This window comes from Pseudomonas corni (assembly GCF_057128765.1).
This window is the reverse complement of the sequence record NZ_JBSKHW010000004.1, coordinates 190062-208437: the sequence shown is the minus strand read 5'-3', so window position 1 is coordinate 208437 and position 18376 is coordinate 190062. Positions and strand designations below refer to the sequence as shown.

At 58.2% G+C, this 18376-nt stretch carries 11 protein-coding genes; 7 read left to right on the top strand and 4 right to left on the bottom strand.

The features are described 5' to 3' along the window. Nucleotides 1-4: 4 nt before the first annotated feature. Nucleotides 5-1243 carry a multidrug efflux RND transporter periplasmic adaptor subunit MexE gene (mexE, locus tag ACWKV9_RS09750; RefSeq protein ID WP_483835892.1) on the bottom strand — a complete coding sequence of 413 codons (1239 nt, stop codon included), beginning with the start codon at nucleotides 1241-1243 and terminating at the stop codon, nucleotides 5-7. 429 nt (nucleotides 1244-1672) lie between these two features. After that, the gene (locus ACWKV9_RS09745; protein WP_483835891.1) at nucleotides 1673-2587 is read right to left on the bottom strand and encodes a LysR family transcriptional regulator; all 915 of its coding nucleotides are present in this window, start codon (nucleotides 2585-2587) and stop codon (nucleotides 1673-1675) included. Between the two features lie 486 nt (nucleotides 2588-3073). Between ACWKV9_RS09745 and ACWKV9_RS09740 the strand changes: the two genes are divergently transcribed. From ACWKV9_RS09740 to pgm, 5 genes are all read left to right on the top strand, one after another. Beyond that, on the top strand, nucleotides 3074-4096 hold the full coding sequence (locus tag ACWKV9_RS09740; RefSeq protein WP_483835890.1) for a zinc-dependent alcohol dehydrogenase family protein: 1023 nt from the start codon (nucleotides 3074-3076) through the stop codon (nucleotides 4094-4096). 707 nt (nucleotides 4097-4803) lie between these two features. Further along, a complete protein-coding gene (locus tag ACWKV9_RS09735) occupies nucleotides 4804-6309 on the top strand; it encodes a hypothetical protein (protein ID WP_483835889.1) in 1506 nt (501 codons plus the stop codon). A gap of 90 nt (nucleotides 6310-6399) precedes the next feature. Then, nucleotides 6400-7803, top strand: a complete 1404-nt coding sequence (locus tag ACWKV9_RS09730; RefSeq protein ID WP_483835888.1) for an aminotransferase class I/II-fold pyridoxal phosphate-dependent enzyme — start codon at nucleotides 6400-6402, stop codon at nucleotides 7801-7803. A 150-nt stretch (nucleotides 7804-7953) separates the two neighbouring features. Continuing rightward, complete coding sequence (locus ACWKV9_RS09725; protein WP_483835987.1) at nucleotides 7954-10239, top strand: ATP-dependent DNA helicase; 2286 nt, start codon at nucleotides 7954-7956, stop codon at nucleotides 10237-10239. A 174-nt stretch (nucleotides 10240-10413) separates the two neighbouring features. Beyond that, nucleotides 10414-12060: a phosphoglucomutase (alpha-D-glucose-1,6-bisphosphate-dependent) gene (gene pgm / locus ACWKV9_RS09720; RefSeq protein ID WP_483835887.1), complete on the top strand. Its 1647-nt coding sequence runs from the start codon at nucleotides 10414-10416 to the stop codon at nucleotides 12058-12060. Between the two features lie 153 nt (nucleotides 12061-12213). Here the strand turns inward: pgm and ACWKV9_RS09715 are convergent, their stop codons facing one another. Beyond that, nucleotides 12214-12909: a pirin family protein gene (locus tag ACWKV9_RS09715; protein WP_483835886.1), complete on the bottom strand. Its 696-nt coding sequence runs from the start codon at nucleotides 12907-12909 to the stop codon at nucleotides 12214-12216. A gap of 268 nt (nucleotides 12910-13177) precedes the next feature. Between ACWKV9_RS09715 and ACWKV9_RS09710 the strand changes: the two genes are divergently transcribed. After that, complete coding sequence (locus tag ACWKV9_RS09710; protein WP_483835885.1) at nucleotides 13178-15685, top strand: UvrD-helicase domain-containing protein; 2508 nt, start codon at nucleotides 13178-13180, stop codon at nucleotides 15683-15685. A 101-nt stretch (nucleotides 15686-15786) separates the two neighbouring features. Here the strand turns inward: ACWKV9_RS09710 and ACWKV9_RS09705 are convergent, their stop codons facing one another. After that, nucleotides 15787-16068 carry a DUF1652 domain-containing protein gene (locus ACWKV9_RS09705; protein WP_483835884.1) on the bottom strand — a complete coding sequence of 94 codons (282 nt, stop codon included), beginning with the start codon at nucleotides 16066-16068 and terminating at the stop codon, nucleotides 15787-15789. 627 nt (nucleotides 16069-16695) lie between these two features. Here ACWKV9_RS09705 and ACWKV9_RS09700 point away from each other — a divergent pair. Beyond that, nucleotides 16696-18321, top strand: coding sequence for a methyl-accepting chemotaxis protein (locus ACWKV9_RS09700; RefSeq protein WP_483835883.1), 1626 nt, complete (start codon nucleotides 16696-16698; stop codon nucleotides 18319-18321). The last annotated feature ends 55 nt before the right edge of the window (nucleotides 18322-18376 follow it).

Sequence of the window (18376 nt, the reverse complement as noted above, 5' to 3'; positions counted from 1 at the left end):
TCCCTTAACCGCGTGGCGTGGCAACAGCGACCTTGGCGTCCGCTTTGGACTGCGCCTTGGGCTGATTGCTGGCTTCGAATGCTTGGCGTTGTTGTTGCAGGGCGGCGAGGGTCTGATCACTGGCCATCGGGGTGTCCTGCGGGTCGATCGGTGAGCCGGGACGCACACGCTGCAAGCCGTTGACGACGATGCGGTCATCCTTGGCCAGACCACTGCGCACGATGCGCAGGCCTTCGAGTTTCGGGCCCAGGTCAACGGTGCGATAAATCGCCTTGTTGTCCTTGTCCACCACCAGCACGAACTTCTTGCCCAAGTCAGTACCGACTGCTTCGTCCTTGATCAGCATGGCGGAGTAAGTACCGCTGCCGACCAGCTTCAAGCGCGCATACAGGCCGGGGGTGTACTCGCCCTTGCTGTTGTCGAAAATTGCGCGACCACGGATGGTGCCGGTCTTGGGGTTGACCTGGTTGTCGACGAAGTTCATCTGGCCCAGGTGGGGGTTGTCGCTTTCGTTGGACAGGCCCATGTACACCGGGGTGGTGGTGCCGCGTTTGCCATCGCGCGCCAGCTGGTTGTACTTGAGAAACACGCGCTCGTCTGCGTCGAAGTAGGCGTAAACCTTGTCGGTCGAGACCAGACTGGTAAGCGGCGTGGTATCGGCGGTGACAATGTTGCCAGCAGTGATTTCCGCACGGCTGACGCGGCCAGTGATCGGCGCGGTCACCCGGGTGAAACTAAGGTTGAGTTTGGCCAGATCCAGTTGCGCCTGAATGGCAGCAACGGCAGCTTTGGATTCCTGCGCGGTGGTGTTGCGCGAATCGGCCAGTTCGGCGGAAATTGCATTGTTGCTGCGCAGACGCTCGCCGCGTTGCGCTTCATTGGCGTTGTTGGACGCCGTTGCCCGGGCTTGTTGCAGTTGCGCTTGCAGGCGGTCGACTTCAGCCTGGAAGGGACGCGGGTCGATCTGGAACAGCAGATCGCCCTTTTTCACCAGTTCGCCATCAGTGAAAGCCACCGAGTCGATCTGTCCCGAAACCCGGGGGCGTATTTGAACGGTTTCCGGTGCTTCGAGGCGGGCGGTGACTTCATCCCACTCGTTGATCGGCTGTTCCAGAACCTTGGCCACGCTGACTTTTGCAGCGGCTGGCGCGACCGTCGCTTCCGGTGTCTTGCCGCAAGCACTGATCACGACCAGGGCCAAAGCAGCAAGGGGATAGCGCAAAGGAGTGAGTGACTGAACCATGGGAAAATCCGCCGACATTTGTTGAGATGGGCGGATTCTGTTCTGGCCTCTGGTATTGCACGAATCGAATAAACCGAAGGTAACTATCAGTCTTAATGATATGTCCGGTTACATCTGCTGAGGGCGAGGTAAGGCGGGGTCTTCAGACCCTACTGGCCTGAATGCAGGTACAGACACTCATGTGTTTGGGACGTTCCATTTGTTTATAGGGTGTTGGCAAAGATGTCCAGAGGAAGCGATCTATAGGAGAAGGGCGGCGGTAATTGACCTCGGCTGCCGACCGCTGTAAATCCATAAAATTGGGGCTTAAACCCGATCTGCGGCTGTAAGACCCAAAATATTGGAATTAACCCATCAGGGAGGCATCAAGCTTCCATCTTGTTTGAACGCAGTACCCGTCCTGGCGTTATCGAGCTGCTGCGCTGGCGCTCAAAGACTATCCGGATCGCCAAAAAACATCTGAATCCGCGAACGCAACCACCGCTCGCCCGGATCGTTGTCCTGGGAGCCACGCCAGGCCATATGAAGCTCGAACGTGCGTGACTCGACGGGGACTTCTTCGGAGCGAACGCCACCAGCTGCAGTCAGCACGGCGGCGGCGTAATCGGGCACCGTCGCAATGATGTCGGTGCCGGCCAGCAAGGTCGCCAGACCGTTGAATTGCGGGACGGCCAGCACGACGTGCCGTTTGCGCCCGAGCTTTTCCAGGTATTCGTCAATGAATCCGCCCAGGTCTCCGGCGAAGGAAACCAGCGCGTGGGGACGCTCGCAGAAGTCATCCAGCGTCATCGCCCCCGGCATGGTGTCGGCGCGCAACAGCATCGGCCTGCTGCGGCGCAGGACCTTGCGCTTGGCGTTGGCAGGCAGGTCGCTGGTGTAGCTGACGCCGATGGAGATTTCGCCGGAGGACAGCAGCGCTGGCATCAGAATGTAGTTGGCGCGACGTACTACCAGCACGATGCCCGGCGCTTCGGAGCGCAGACGCTTGAGCAGTGAGGGCAGCAGGGCGAACTCGGCATCGTCCGAAAGGCCGATACGGAACACCGCCGTGCTGGTAGCCGGATCGAAATCGGCGGCGCGACTGACGGCAGTGGAAATCGAATCGAGGGCAGGGGACAACAGACCGAAAATTTCGATGGCCCGCGCAGTGGGCTCCATGCTGCGGCCGGTGCGCACAAAAAGCGGGTCATCAAACAACCCGCGCAAGCGCGAGAGAGCGGCGCTGATGGCTGGTTGACCGAGGAACAGTTTCTCCGCTGCGCGAGTGACGCTGCGTTCATGCATGAGGGTTTCAAAGACGATGAGCAAGTTGAGGTCGACGCGACGCAGGTCGTTACGATTCATTACGGTGGGTCTCGAGCCGTGGGGCGATGCAGTGATCCGGAAACGCCTGTGTATCGGCGCCGGTACATGAACTCAGGTATTAATAGTACGAGTAAACACCAGGTCGCTGCATCGATAAAATCATATGAAGGTATACAAACCTGTTTTGCGAGTGGCGTGTGTCACATTCGATGAAACCTTGTCCGTTCGTTCCAGCCCAATGAATAAGTGCCTGTTGCGCACGCTGATGAAGGGGCGATGCAGCAGGATTCACGCCAGATAGAGGGTGCATTGGTCCGGAAACCGGGAGTTGGCTTGCAATGTGCCGCGCGGATGCCAACAATGGCCCGCTTGAAACCCTGTGCATTCGATGGCTATCTAACGATTGCCCGACAATCAACAACAGAATCGATGACAGGCATGTCGACTATTAATAGCCACTGATAGTGTTACCGGCAGAGCCCGGATAGAGTTCATGGCATCAAGGTCCATAAGGCGAGGTTCGAAATGTCCCGCACGATCCGTTTTCATCAATTTGGCCCGGCAGAGGTGCTCAAGATAGAAGAGCACCCTGCTGCGACGCCGGCAGCTGGCGAAGTCCAGGTGCGGGTTCAGGCCATCGGTGTTTCCTGGTACGACGTACTGTGGCGCCAGAACCTGGCTTCTTCTCAGGCGCGTTTACCCGCCGGCCTCGGTTCTGAAATGGCAGGCGTCGTCACCGCATTGGGCGATGGCGTGCACGACTTGCAAGTCGGCGATAAAGTCGCCAGTTTTCCTTCTGCAGATCCTAATACACACCCGGTGTATGGCGAACTGATCGTGCTACCACGCACCTCGGTGACCCGCTATCCCGACGTGTTGACACCCATCGAGGCTAGCGTTCACTACACGCCGCTGCTGGTGGCTTACTTTGCATACGTCGATCTGGCTCGGGTAAAACCAGGGCAAACGGCGTTGGTCACTGACGCCAGCCACTGCGTAGGCCCTGCGTTCCTGCAGTTGGGCAAAGCACTGGGTGTGAAAGTCATCGCGGCCACCAAGACCGAAAGCTCCCGTGAGTACTTGATGTCCCTGGGTGCCGATAAGGTTGTGGTCACCGAAGACCAGGATCTTTTGATGGCGATCAACAAATACACGGATAACCGTGGCGTTGACGTGGTGTTCGACGGTCTGGGCGGTCCTCAGATGTCGATTCTGGGAGACGTGCTGGCGCCTCGCGGCAGTCTGGTGTTGTACGGCCTGCAAGGCGGTAATCAGACGCCTTTCCCGGCATGTGCGGCGTTCCAGAAGAACATTCAGTTTTTCGTTCACTGCGTGGGTAACTTCACCGGCAAACCTGAACTGGGCATTTGCCAGGACGAAGAAGCGTTGAAGCGTGCGTTGCGCGATATCAACCAGATGACTGCCGACCGGGTGCTTGTACCGCAGATCACGCGGGTGTTCCCTTTTGCAGATGTCGTGCAAGCCCATCGTTACATGGATGGTTGCCCCGTCGGCGGCCGTGCAGTGCTCGAAGTCGAGCCTGCCTGAGCGCAGTTCACCGCGCTCATTAGTTCAATAGTGCACCGATGTCTGTGGCCAGACATCGCAGTTGAGGACCCGGCGCCAGACCTTCGGCGCTGACCTGTCACCCAACCGGCCATCTCGCTCAAAGCCTTCCCGCAATTTCAGGAGGGCTTTTTGTTTGGGCGTGTGAAAAGTCCTGATGTTTAAATTGTTAGTTTGTTTAAACGGCGGATCGTTCTAGCCTCGTTATAGAGCTGTTTAATGGCCTGATAATTAAACAACTATGTTTATAGTTCGGTCTTTTATCGCGAAAGCTGAGCGGTATTGCGTCGGTTATCTGCACCTTGTAATTGTCGCGCATGACCCGATAATAGTTCGGTGATCAATACTCAAGGAATGAGTCATGCTCCTGATGCAGCGATACTCGACTGCGTTTCATATCAACTCTGTATATGGCCGGGTCGGCGCAAGCCGACGACCGATGCTGCACGCCAGCGACCCGTGTCGCGGCTTCAGGCCCTACTCCGCGGGGCCTCCATATGGCTTGTCAGCGGCCCGGCGCATCGGCAGGCGCATCTGTTTTTCGCTTAAACAGTGTCAGCCATTTGATTAAAACTTACCCGCTACAGTCGCGAACGCGCGGCTAGATAAGTCTGTCAACGCCGACGATTGTCATGGGCAATGTGTCGCGTGGATGCCTTCGTTGATAATTGCACTCCAGGTATCAGACCATGAGTTACATACATGATCAGGCTATGAACTTCGTCTACCAGCAAGTCTTGCAACGCTTGCTTGGCTATTTTGATCGAGCAGAGAGAACGGCTCTTCAATTGCTGATTCAGAGGTTGATCGTTGCCGCTGGCGGTATTGAACAGATCGGCAGTTTTAAAGTGCTGGTGCCCTTCGGTGGCGGCAACGACAGTGCCTACACGTTGGCTTTTCTTCGCGCAGCTCAGCTGAGCATCGCGTGCCGAGCACCCCAGTCTTTCAATCTGAGAATCGCCAGCATGCGCCATGCCGGGATGACCCCGGCGGTGATGGACAATATTCATCGCTGCTACTCGGCGCTATTTCTGCACGATGACCCCCGCGTCGAGCTGCTGATTGTCGACCATCAATACGTCCAGCTATTCGAGCGCGACCTGCCGCTTTCGCAGGCGGGTCGGGAGCAAAACCGTTCCGACATGCTGCTCAGCGGGCACCTGGGTGCTGGCAATGGCCAGATGCCGTTCTGCAACAGTTGTTACCTGGGTATGGCCGAGTTTCTGGGTCGCGCAGCGTGCTGGAATGACGGGGTGGATGCGGTGCTCAATGGCGAATCGCTCAAGGAGCAGACGCATTACGCCAACTGGATCACGCACTTTGCACAGCGCACTGGCCAGCCTGACGTTGACTGGAAACAACAGACGTTCAGCAGCGTGCTGAAAACCACTGACAACATCAGCCGGGCCTACTACCGCCAGTTGTATGGCGAGGATCTGCAGACCGCCAGTTTCATGGCCCGTCCGCTGGGCTATCCGCAAAAGGCAATCGTGCCGGCGGTGTTGTCTGTCTCCGACTTGCTCGACTGCCGAGTGGAAGATCACTGGGTCATGCTGACCGAGTTCCTGGGCTTCAGGTACGACGATCTGGCGTTTAGCTTCAGTGAGTCTGAGTGTGCAAATCCGCTGTTAATGGCCCATATGCGGGGCCTCCGGGCTCAATTTCTCGAGGAGCGCGAATATGCCCAGGGCATCAGCGAATACCTGACGCTCGCCAAGGCGCTGATGCGCCGCAAGCGAATGCCACGCCGCTTGATCGACCAGGCGATGGCGGCTTACGACGATGACGAAAAACTCGAATCGCGTCGGGCATTGGCGAACAGTTTTGCCCAGGACGCCTACGGCCTTAGCGAGGCGCAGCTGGTATGTCTGCTGTTTGCTCCCTTTGTGGATGGCGGCGCCGGGCTCGAAGCATTTCTGCGGCGCTGCCATCCCGGGATGTTGGTGGCGCTGGCGGATTTGCACAAAGCGCTGACCGGGGGCGCTTCGCCTGAGCAGGTCGTGCAATGGCTGGTCGATATCAGCGGCTTGAGCCTCAAAGCCCTGCAGAACCTTTATGGCAAGCAGCGCGATGTGCAGAGCAACCACGCCTCAATCAATTTTCCAGATGGGGTCGATGAGTGGCAGATGTCCGCAAGTCAGGTGCCTGATACCCAGGCGCAGCAGTGCGCCAGCAAAGCCACTTCCGGGTGCTGAGCCTGCGCGACTGCCGCCGAAAGATCGGCGGCATCGCCACTTATTTTCTCCGATGGACCTTGCGCCGCGCGCATCAACGGGTATACCCGCATGAATAACAACAAGACCGACTTTGCCTACCAAATGGTGTATCGCTACCTGGTGCGACTGATCAACGAAATTCAGGGCGGTCCGGCCGTGCGCCTCCCGTCATTGCGGCTGTTGGCCCGGCGCTTGCGAGTATCGATCTCGACCGTGCAAAACGCCTATTCATTACTTGAAAAGGAAGGGCGGATCTGTTCCGTGCCCAAGTCCGGATATTACGCATTGCCCAACCCCTGCCACGACGTAGTGTGCGAGGGCGAGGACCTGCTGGGCCGCTATCACTCAAGTACCCGGCGTGCTGACATGTTCGTCTTTGGCGCTGATGAGCCGACCTTGTTGCAATCTCTCGATGGCCCGCTGCTCAGCCTTGAACGTGAACTGATGCGCCAATACCCGTGCCAGCCCGACCCACGCTTTCAGCCATTCGGAGACCTGGAGCTGCGCACTGCGCTGGCCGCGCGTTATACCTCATCGACCGAGCATTGCTGGCACCCGGACAATGTATTCGTTGGCCCGGACAAGACCGGCATCTTGAAAACCGTGCTCCAGGGCTTGCAGTCGGCTGGCAGCGCAGTATTGGTGGAATCGCCCTGCGGCTGGAGCATTTTGCGCACGCTGCAGTCCTTCAACATCAAGGTTGTCGAGATCACCGCCAACGCAGCGGGGCATATTGACCCGGACCGCTTGCGGGAAGTGCTGCAGCGCGAGGAGATCCAGCTGGCGATCATGTCGTCGCAACTGGACCCGGTCCGTGGCCAGATCCAGCCGTACGCGGAGCGCCAGGCACTGGCCGAAGTACTCAATCGACAGGGCGTCTGGGTGCTGGAGAACGACAGCCACAGCGAGCTGTGTTACGAGCCGGGTGAGGGGCGATTGCGTGACTTGATTGACCCGCAGCGGCTGCTGATCATCGGCACCTTTGATCGTCTGATGGGCCTGGAAGCGCCGTTCGGGTATTTGCTCAGTCGACATTCGCGGGACATGTGGCATCAGCAGTTCCTCCTGCGCTCCTTCCGCTTGCCACTGATCCGGCAAAAGGCGATTGCGCGGCTGTGCAGCAGCGGGCAGTTCGACAGCCACTTGCAGCTGTTGCGCAGCGCTCTGGCCGTGCGGATGGACACTTTGAGCGCGAAGGTCGAGCTTTTTCTGGGCGAACAAGTGCGTTTCGAGAAGCCACAAGGCGGCGCGACGATCTGGCTGCAAAGCGTGCAGCGGGTGGACATGGGCCGCGTGTTCGAGCGCTTGCTGGAACAGCGCATCGTGATCGCGCCCGGTGAGCTGTTCAGCGTGCGCGGTCTGCATCAGCAACATCTGCGCATCAGTGGCACGGCGGACTGGACCCAGGACATCGAGTCGATGCTGGTCATTATCAAGAATGCGCTGGTTCAGGAGCGCTTGCCGCAAGCCTGACTGAAGGCCGCCGATCCTTTTTTGTTTGCAGGAGAGGGTGTGCAACTGTTATCTGTACGTCCGTCCAGTACCCACAGCTTGCGGCCCTTTGTTTTCGTGATCCCCATTCTCCCCATTGAAGAAGTTGCCCGCGCCGCAGACGCCAGTGCTGTGGCGCAGGCTGACCCGTCGCCCGAGCTTCCCCGAACCTACGTAGTGGCAGTACGGGCGCTGTGCGAATTCACGGCCAAGGTTGGTGATCTGGATTTGCGCTTTACGCCGTCGCCCACCGCCCAGGAAGGGATTGCCGGGCACCGCACTGTCGCCGCCAGGCGTGGTCCGGATTATCAGGCTGAAGTGCCACTGTCCGGGCATTATTGCGAGCTTCAAGTGAGGGGCAGGGCAGACGGATACGACGCTTCGCTCAATCAACTCGAAGAAGTCAAAACCTATCGCGGCGACCTGACGAAGATGCCAGCCAACCATCGGCAGCTGCATTGGGCGCAGGCGAAGATCTACGGCTGGCTGATCTGCCAGCAACTTCAGCTGACCGAAGTGAACGTGGCGCTGGTGTATTTCAACATCATCAACGAGCAGGAAACGCTGCTGCGCGAATGCTTCAGCGCAGCGGACCTGCGTGGGTTTTTCGAGCAGCAATGCGTGGTCTTTCTCACATGGGCGCAACAGGAAATGGCCCACCGCGATGACCGCGACCAGGTGCTCGGCAGCCTGAAATTCCCCCACGCCGGTTTCCGCACCGGGCAGCGCACTCTGGCGGAGACGGTGTTCAAAGCGGTCAGCACCGGGCGTTGCCTGATGGCCCAGGCGCCGACGGGGATCGGCAAGACCATCGGCACGGTGTTCCCGATGCTTAAGGCTGCGCCGACGCAGAAACTGGACAAGGTATTCTTTCTCACCGCCAAGACCCCGGGGCGCAAGCTGGCGCTGGACGCTTTGAGCGTGATCGGCAAAAGCGCGCCACAGTTAACCCTGCGTGTGCTGGAACTGGTGGCGCGGGACAAAGCCTGCGAGCACCTGGACAAGGCCTGTAACGGTGATTCGTGCCCGTTGGCCGAGGGCTTTTATGACCGGCTGCCTGCCGCGCGCAGTGCGGCGCTGGTCAATCCGTGGCTGGATCAGGCCGGTTTGCGCCAGGTCGCGTTGCGTCATCAGGTGTGTCCGTATTACCTGAGCCAGGAGCTGGCGCGCTGGGTCGATGTGGTGATCGGCGACTACAACTATTACTTCGATCTCAGCGCGCTGCTATTTGGCCTGAGCCAGTTCAATCAGTGGCGCGTCGCGGTCCTGGTGGACGAGGCGCACAACATGGTCGAGCGTACGCGCTCGATGTACAGCGCAACCCTGGATCAACACAGCCTGAACATCGTGCGTCAACATGCGCCCGAGCCGCTGAAAAAACCGTTGCAACGACTTAATCGCGAGTGGAACACCCTGCACAAAGAGCAAGTCGCGCCGTATCAGGCCTATCCCGGTCTGCCGGCCCGATTTCTGCTGGCCCTCAGCCAGTGCGTGACGCTGTTCGGCGACTATTTCAACGAGCATCCCCACGCGGCCAATGGCGAATTGCAGGGCTTCTATTTCGAAGCGATTCAGTTCGGCAAGATCGCTGAAGTGTTCGACGAGCATTTCATTTTCGACATCAGCAAGCGTGAATACGGCAGCAAGCCGGCGTTGTCCCGGCTGTGCTTACGCAACGTGGTGCCCGCTCAATTCGTGCGGCCGCGGCTGACGGCTGCGCGCAGTACCGTGCTGTTTTCGGCGACCCTCAATCCGCGGCGCTATTACACCGATCTGCTCGGGCTGCCGGATAACACCGCGTGGGTCGATGTCGAGTCGCCGTTCACCCGGGCGCAGCTGGACGTGCACATCGTCAGCCGGATATCCACGCGCTTCATCCATCGCCAGGCGTCGCTGGCGCCGATTGTCGAGCTGATGGCCGAACAGTTCGGGGCGCGGCCCGGCAATTATCTGGCGTTCTTCAGCAGCTTCGATTACTTGCAGCAAGTGGCCGAACTGATGCAGCGCAACCATCCGGACTTGCCCATCTGGCAGCAATCCAGGGGCATGGCCGAAGCGGATCGACAAAGGTTTCTCGACCGCTTCACCCAGAGCAGTCAGGGCATTGGTTTTGCGGTGCTTGGCGGCGCATTTGGTGAGGGCATCGATTTGCCAGGTGCGCGACTGATCGGCGCGTTTATCGCCACTTTAGGGCTGGCGCAGATCAACCCGATCAACGAGCAACTCAAGCAGCGCATGAACCAGTTGTTTGGCGACGGTTACGACTACACCTATCTGTACCCCGGCATGCAGAAAGTGGTGCAGGCGGCGGGGAGGGTGATTCGCGGGCAGACGGACCAAGGCGTGGTGATGCTCATCGACGATCGGTTTGCCGAGCGCAAAGTGCAACATCTGTTGCCCAGGTGGTGGGCGCTTTGATTGGGCGGCCTAACTCGTTGTTTCAGACACTTCAACGGTTTACGGATCGATATGCGAGCGGGGTGGTCCAACTGCCAGTAAATTGCCGTCATGTAGGCCTTTTCCGATATATTCTGTAGGTGCTTTCCATCAGCGCCGAGTGATCTTTTCCTTTTTCCTCCATGGAGGTTTCGCATGAGTATCAGTCCATTTGCGGGCAAACTGGCGCCTGCAGAATTGCTGGTCGATATTCCTCGTCTGGTAACGGCCTATTACACCGGCCGGCCGGATGCATCGGTCGCGACCCAACGCGTGGCGTTCGGCACGTCCGGCCACCGTGGCAGCTCCTTTGATTTGAGCTTCAACGAATGGCACGTCCTGGCCATCAGCCAGGCGATCTGTCTGTATCGCCAATCCAAAGGGATCAACGGGCCACTGTTTCTCGGCGCCGACACCCATGCGTTGTCTACCCCGGCCAGTGCCACGGCGCTTGAAGTGCTGGCGGCCAATGGCGTCCAGGTGATGATTTCCCAGGATGACGAGTTCACCCCGACGCCTGCGGTGTCCCACGCGATCATCTGCTACAACAAAGGCCGCACCTCCGGCCTTGCCGACGGCATTGTCATCACGCCATCCCACAACCCGCCGGAAAGTGGCGGCTTCAAATACAACCCACCCAACGGTGGCCCGGCAGACTCCGACGTCACCAAGTGGATCGAGTCAAAAGCCAACGAATTGCTGGCTGAGAAAGTGTTGGGCGTGAACCGCATCAGCTTCGAAAAAGCCTTGCGCGCCGACACCACTCACCGCCATGACTACCTGAACACTTACGTGGCGGACTTGAAAAACGTCATCGACATGGATGCCATTCGTGGTGCCAACCTGCGTCTGGGTGTAGATCCATTAGGCGGCGCGGGCGTGCGCTATTGGTCAGCGATTGGCGAGCATTACGGCCTCAACCTCGAAGTGGTAAACAAGTTCGTCGATCCGACCTTCCGCTTCATGAGTGTCGATTGGGACGGCAAGATCCGCATGGACCCGTCGTCCAATTTCGCCATGCAAGGCTTGATCGGCCTGAAGGACCGTTTCCAGGTTGCGTTCGCCTGCGACCCGGATCACGACCGTCACGGCATCGTCACCCCAACCGGCGGCCTGCTGGCACCGAACAATTATCTGGCAGTGTCCATCGATTACCTGTTCCAGAACCGCCCTGACTGGCGCGCCGATGCGGCCGTCGGCAAGACCGTGGTAAGCAGCGGGATGATTGATCGGGTGACCCAGCGTCTGGGTCGTCAGCTCTATGAAGTGCCGGTGGGCTTCAAGTATTTCGCCCAAGGGCTGTTTGAGGGCACGCTGGGCTTCGGCGGGGAAGAGAGCGCGGGCGCCTCGTTCCTGCGTCGCGATGGCACAGTCTGGACCACCGACAAGGATGGTCTGATCCCCGCCTTGCTGGCGGCCGAAATCCGCGCGCGCAAGGGACGTGACCCCAGCGAGATTTATGAGGCGCTGACTGAAGAGTTGGGCAAGCCTTATTCCACACGCGTCGAAGCCAAGGCCAATCCTGAGCAGAAAGCCTTGCTCGGCAAGCTGTCGCCGGAGCAGGTGAAATCCACTGAGCTGGCGGGCGAAGCGATCCAGAGCATTCTCAGCAAAGCGCCGGGCAATGATCAGGCGATTGGCGGTCTGAAGGTATCGACCAAAAATGGCTGGTTCGCCGCACGGCCTTCGGGCACCGAGGATATCTACAAGATCTACGCCGAAAGCTTCATTGGCGAAGACCACCTCAAGCGTCTGGTGGAAGAGGCGCAGGTGTTGGTGGACACGGCGATCGCACCACGCTGATACGATGCACCCCCCTTTAGGAGCGAATTTATTCGCGAGGCGGCAATCCTGTAATACCTGGTGGCCGTCTCGCCAACAAGTTGGCTCCTACAGAAAATGGAAAACCCCGCTTGCTTCACGCAGGCGGGGTTTTTATTTGCAGCTGGCGTTACATCACGCCACATCCATCAACACGATTTCGCTGTCTTCGATGGCGGTCACCCGCAGGGTGCGTTCATCTTCGACCGCGATCCCGTCCCGCGCTTCGGCGCGCAGGCCGTTGACTTCGATGATCCCGGTGGCCGGTACCAGGTATGCCCGGCGACCTGCATCCAGCACGTACTCGGCCGTTTCGCCGGCTTTCAGATTGGCAGCGACCAGTCGAGCGTTGGCGCGAATCCGTAGGTCGATGTCATCGTTAGCCTTACCGCTGGCCAGTGTCACGAAGCCTTCGCGATTGCCTTTCGGGAATGGTTTGGCGCCCCAGGAAGGCGGCAGGCCCACTTCGTCCGGCATGACCCAGATCTGGAAGATGCGAGTCTCTTTGGACTCCAGGTTGTACTCGCTGTGAGCCACGCCGGTGCCAGCGCTCATCACCTGCACATCACCCGCTTCGGTACGGCCACGGTTGCCCAGGCTGTCTTCGTGGGTGATTGCGCCTTCACGGACATAAGTGATGATTTCCATGTCTCGGTGAGGGTGGCGCGGGAAGCCCGTACCGGCCTGAATCACATCGTCGTTCCAGACGCGCAACTGGCCCCAGTTCATGCGTTTAGGGTCGTAGTACTCGGCGAAGGAAAAGTGGTGATGCGCGTTCAGCCAGCCGTGATTGGCGCCGCCCAGGGTGTTGAAGGGTCTCAGTTGCAGCATGATCGTTACCTCCAGAGCAGGGCCGGGCTGTTTACCCGCGCCGCTGAGTGATGACTTAATGTCGATGGGAGGATGATCTATCAAATTATTATCGATAAAAAGCGTAAGTTTTGCTTAATAACAATCGGTTTATTTGATGTTAAATCTATCGCACTACCTGCACTTGATCGGCTAACCCCATGAGCAACAAGCATTTCGCTGGAGCTTGAGCACGAATCAGCGGACCATAGCCGCCTATCAAGTTCACCCGCCGAAATCTGGAGCCCGCGTGCCGCACGATCCTTCTGCCGAGCCCATCCACGAGCTGCCCCCCGAACTCTCCACCCCTGAACGCTTGCCGTTCTTCAAACGCCTGTTAGCGCGCCTGCATGGCCGTAGCCTGTCCCGGTTGCAAGCGCAGCACGTGCCGTCGTGGCATCAAGGTCACGCTGACGGTTACCTCAACGGCCATATGGAAGGCATGAACGAGGGCTACGCCGAAGGCCATCTGGATGGCATCGAACAAGGCCGACAGGTGTTGGTCATCCGTGACACGCGCCCACAGGAGCATCGCGGTCCGAAAACCGACGATCATCTTTTCGATGACTGGCGCCTGCCGCTCACCACTGAGTTGAAGAAACGCATCAAGACCGATGTCGGGCAAAACCTGCCTCCTCATGCCCAACCGACTGCCGCGCAGTGGAAGATGATTTTCAGCGACACGCCATCTACCTACGTGATCGCTGGAGCCGGTGCGGGCAAGTCCACGTCCCTGGTACTGCGCGTGCTGTTGTTGCATCACTACTTGGGTTTCGAGCTGGACTCCATGACCGTCGTGACCTTCACCCGAGAGTCGCGCAAGGACTTCATCAACAAGCTGATCGAAGTCATGGCGCTGTGGGGGCACACCCTCAGCCTGCGCGAAGCACGCGATGTCGTCAGAACCTTTCACTCGCGCATCCTGCCATTGGTGCGCAGCCTGCCGGGTTTCGAGCAACTGCAAGCCTTCGAGAACCTCAGTAATCAGTCCGGCAATCTGCTGGAGGAAGGCGCCGACAGTAACCCGTTCGACCTGCGCATCAACGATGCCCAGCGTCAGCAGATGAACCTGTGCTATCGCGATCTGTACGCGGCTAACGAGCGCTTCCGTGAAGTCATCGCGCCGCTGTACCGCCACGCGTTGCAACTCAAGGAACTGGACCGCGATCACCCCGACGTGCAGAAACGCATCACCGTCATGGGCCTGTCTTCCAAGCGCGATGAAGAGCTGTGCGACGTGGTTGAGGATCTATGGATTCGCGCCGGGGCCTGGCCGATCAAGGGTGTCGAGCCCATGCGCCAGGTGGTGGAAATAAGCGGTCTGTCCTTTCATGTCCACGGTTACTCGGCGCAGCTGGATGCCTGGATCGTGTTGGGCTTCGACCCCAGCGAGGACCAGCATCTGCGCCGTCCGGATGCCAAGCTGCCGGTCTGGGCCGAGTGGGTTATCAAGCGCACACTGTTTCAAGCTTTCTGTCGCAAGCCATTGATCTGGATAGAAAACTATCAATCATCAAAAGGTTTTCTTCAATCGCTATCCGGTGCGGCAGTGGCCGGGCCCGGTTTTGATTACAAGGTCAAAGGGGAGTTGACCGCAGCGCCGCTTCTCGATTGCTTTGTCGCGGCGGCAAGCTTTATCGAAAACCTGGGGCTGGATGTGCCGCAGGCGGTCTCGCAGATGAGCTTTTCTGAGCAAGACCCGGATCGCTTCTTTTTCGAAGCCCTGAGCCTGTTCTGGAAAGCGTTTGAAGACCACCTGCTGGACCAGTCACCCCCGGTGATGACCTATAACCGCATGTTCTCGCTGTTCGGCGAACACTCGCCGGAAAACCTGAGGCTGGTCAGCGACGAAGGATTACGGCCGCTGGCCCATTTGATGATCGATGAGTTCCAGGACGTCTCGCCGCAGATCGTGTCGTGGATTCGCGCGAGCCTTCGGGAAATCCGCAGCCGTGGCCCCGCGATGCACATCGGGCGGGGCGCGCAGCGTTCTTCCCTGTTGTGCGTGGGTGATGACTGGCAGTCGATTTACGGCTGGCGCGGCAGCTCGCCCAAGTACTTCATGGAGTTTGCCAAGGAGTTCTCCTCCCCATCGACCACCAAGGTCATGCTCAGCGAAAACTTCCGCAGTCATCAGCACATCATCGATGCGGCCGAACACATCGTGCGCGCTGCCCCGGCGATCACCGGCAAAAAAGCCAGGGCGAGCGGGCCAGAGCAAGAGCTGCTACCGGTTCAGGTGCTCGATCGAGATGACGATCAGTTGGTCGCAAGGTTGATTGAGCACTACAACGACGGCGATTCGGTACTGCTGCTGTACCGCAAGGGCAGCGACAAGGCCAGATTGCCCGAAGCACTGCAAGCGTTGGTGAATGCCGATTACGGCTTGCCGGCAGCTTCGCGCCGGTTTAAGCAGTTGACGTACCACAGCTCCAAAGGGCTGCAGGCCGATGCGGTGTTCCTGCTCGGCGATTGTCTGCACCTGACGCAGTCTCCGTACAAGAATCAGGTCTATCTGCTGGCCGGTTTAGGCAAAGAGGGCGATCTGGAGGCGTTCGACAACGCGCAGAAAGACGAGGTGCTGCGCCTGGCCTATGTCGCCATCACCCGCGCGGTTCGGCATTGCTACTGGTACATCGACGCCAACGGTAAAGACGACGCCAATGTGCCAAGGGCATCGGCGCGGATTGCCGGAGATAAAGCGTTTTTCGAGGATCGACGCGGGGCGATGGTGGAGCAAGAGCCGCAGCAAGCGTAATTATTGCTGTAAGCGCGAACTTGTTCGCGAGGCGGTCGACCGATACACCGAATCGTCCGTCTCGCCAACAAGTTGGCTCCTACAGATTTTGCGTCGGTTAATCACGCCTGATTGAGGTAAACCGTCTGCGGCGGGATGAATGATTCGAGCTCAAGCTCGATGGCCTCGATGATGCGCTCCACGTCCATGGCGTTCATCACGGTGGCGCAAGGGATGCCAGCAATCGCGATCACTGTCTCGCCACTGGCGCGATCAAAAAGACGCGCCACCATGCTGCTGGGTGCATCCATGTTGGCTTCAAAGCCCACAGGATGGAAATGCCAGCGCATCAGCTGGCAGGCATTGGGGAACGTGACTTTATTCATGGGGCCTCCCTCGTTCATTCAAGCAAATGATACGACCCAGGGCAGGAAATCCAGATCTGCCACCCTCATCGAACAAGTCTGCAATACCGTTGCCAGAGCAGGGCGTCGCTTTCTTCGAACAGCGCTTACGACAGGTGGGTGGACAGTTCCTCAGTTCATAAAAGTAGCATCGACTTCTGACCGTTAGGGGAAATTTTTTCTACAAGACGGTCATTTTTTTCGAAGTGTTGATACAGGTCATGTTTCTTATTCCATGAGCCCTGCCAATCGCGCCAGCGATAGCCCATATGCAGATAAGGCAAGGCGCCATCTTCGGTATGTGCCTCACCCTTCGCTGTGCTGAAGATAGCGGGCACAGGTGAAAAAGAAGTGAAAAGTGCGGAAGTTTCATTCAGGTTTTAGTCCTTCCAACGCGCAAACGTTTTCGGCATTCAATCAGGTGCCCCTAAACAGCTGTTTTAAATTAATTAAGCATGGGCCTGAATGTATTTAGACATTCAGCCGATAGAGCAATCAGGTGACAGGAAGTTAATGCAGTCTGAAACCTACCCTGACATCTGCCGTTGCTGAACTGCGCAAAAGCCGTCTGATCAGTCACGCCAAGGCACGGACGCAATAAACCCGAATTTCAATGAGAAAGTGTCTATGTCTATAAGAAGCATCAACATCGCGCCACGGGCGTTCCTGGGGTTTGCATTCATTGCCGCGTTGGTCGTAGGGCTGGGCATTTTCTCACTGAACCGGCTGGCGCTGATTCGCCAAGCGACGATCTCGATGGAGACCAACATGCTCCCCAGCGTCGGGTATCTGGGCAACATGCTGGAGAACTCCTTACGGCTGAGAATCACGTCGTTTCGCACACTGGTCAATCGCGAACCCGCCAGTCTTCGCGAGACGGAAACCCGGATCGCTGACTTGATAGGCAAATTGCAGGAAGCAAAAAAAAGCTACTCGGCCATTACGATCGGGGGCGAAGAATCAGTAATTTATAAACAGTTCGAAACTACGCTGGCTACTTTTCTGGAGGTGCAAAGCCAAGTGCTAGAGCTGTCGCGGCAAGACAAGACCGAAGAAATGCGCACTTTGATCAACACCCGTATGAAGGATGCAACTGACTTGATGGGGGTGCAGATCAATCAACTCATCAACCTCAACAAACAGGAAGCGGCTCAAGCGGCCGTTAGTTCCAAGTCCGAATATGACGGTGCCTTGATCGGCGTGATCAGTGTCGCGGTGTTTGCTGTTTTGCTCACCGTCTTACTTGCCTGGCTACTCACTAAAAGTATCGTTAACCCGCTAGCTAGAGCGGTGCATGCTGCCCAAAACATCGCCGAAGGAAATTTGACCCGACCAATAGTCGTCGACGGCAATGATGAACCGGCTCGGCTGCTTGAGGCGTTGGTGGCGATGCAGAAGAACCTGCGTCAGACCATTGAACTGATCTCCGGCTCCTCGACGCAGCTGGCGTCTGCCGCTGAAGAACTCAGTGCGGTAACCGAGGAATCGTCCCGGGGCTTGCAGCAGCAGAACGATGAAATTGAACAGGCGGCCACGGCGGTCAATGAAATGACTGCGGCGGTGGAAGAGGTTGCGCGTAACGCGGTATCGACGTCTGAGGCGTCGAAGCAGTCCAACGACACTGCACGCCAAGGTCGCGATCGAGTGGTTGATACGGTCAAATCGATTCAGACCATGGCGACCGAAATTCAGACGACTTCCGGTCTGGTTCAGGGCCTGGCAGAGCAGGGCCGAGACATCGGCAAGGTGCTGGACGTGATCCGCTCGATCGCCGAGCAAACCAATCTGCTGGCGTTGAACGCAGCCATCGAAGCCGCAAGGGCAGGCGAAGCGGGACGTGGTTTTGCGGTGGTGGCCGACGAGGTGCGTGCGCTGGCTCATCGCACGGCGCAATCGACTACGGAAATCGAGCAGATGGTCGCCGGTATCCAGACTCGCACCGGTGAAGCGGTGCAATCGATGGTCAAGAACACCGACCGCACCCAAAGCACGCTGGGGCTGGCAAATGCGGCAGGCGATGCACTGGAGCTGATTACCGAAGCGATCTCGCAGATCAACGAGCGCAATCTGGTGATCGCCAGCGCCTCGGAGGAGCAGGCGCAAGTCTCGCGCGAGGTAGACCGCAATCTGGTGAACATCCGCGATCTGGCGACGCAGTCAGCTGCGGGCGCCAACCAGACCAGCGCTGCCAGCCATGAGCTTTCCCGCCTGGCGGTGGACCTGAACACGCTGGTAACGCGGTTTGTGATCTAAGCCCGTTCAGAAGGCTGTCAGCACAACCGCATCTTAGCCTTCGGCAGCCGGTACC

Bases quoted from the DNA above. Each gene is read 5' to 3' on its own strand.
- pgm (WP_483835887.1), top strand. From the start codon at position 10,414: ATGAGTATCAGTCCATTTGCGGGCAAACTGGCGCCTGCAGAATTGCTG.
- ACWKV9_RS09715 (WP_483835886.1), bottom strand. From the start codon at position 12,909: ATGCTGCAACTGAGACCCTTCAACACCCTGGGCGGCGCCAATCACGGC.
- ACWKV9_RS09735 (WP_483835889.1), top strand. From the start codon at position 4,804: ATGAGTTACATACATGATCAGGCTATGAACTTCGTCTACCAGCAAGTC.
- ACWKV9_RS09745 (WP_483835891.1), bottom strand. From the start codon at position 2,587: ATGAATCGTAACGACCTGCGTCGCGTCGACCTCAACTTGCTCATCGTC.
- ACWKV9_RS09700 (WP_483835883.1), top strand. From the start codon at position 16,696: ATGTCTATAAGAAGCATCAACATCGCGCCACGGGCGTTCCTGGGGTTT.
- ACWKV9_RS09705 (WP_483835884.1), bottom strand. From the start codon at position 16,068: ATGAACGAGGGAGGCCCCATGAATAAAGTCACGTTCCCCAATGCCTGC.
- ACWKV9_RS09730 (WP_483835888.1), top strand. From the start codon at position 6,400: ATGAATAACAACAAGACCGACTTTGCCTACCAAATGGTGTATCGCTAC.
- mexE (WP_483835892.1), bottom strand. From the start codon at position 1,243: ATGGTTCAGTCACTCACTCCTTTGCGCTATCCCCTTGCTGCTTTGGCC.
- ACWKV9_RS09740 (WP_483835890.1), top strand. From the start codon at position 3,074: ATGTCCCGCACGATCCGTTTTCATCAATTTGGCCCGGCAGAGGTGCTC.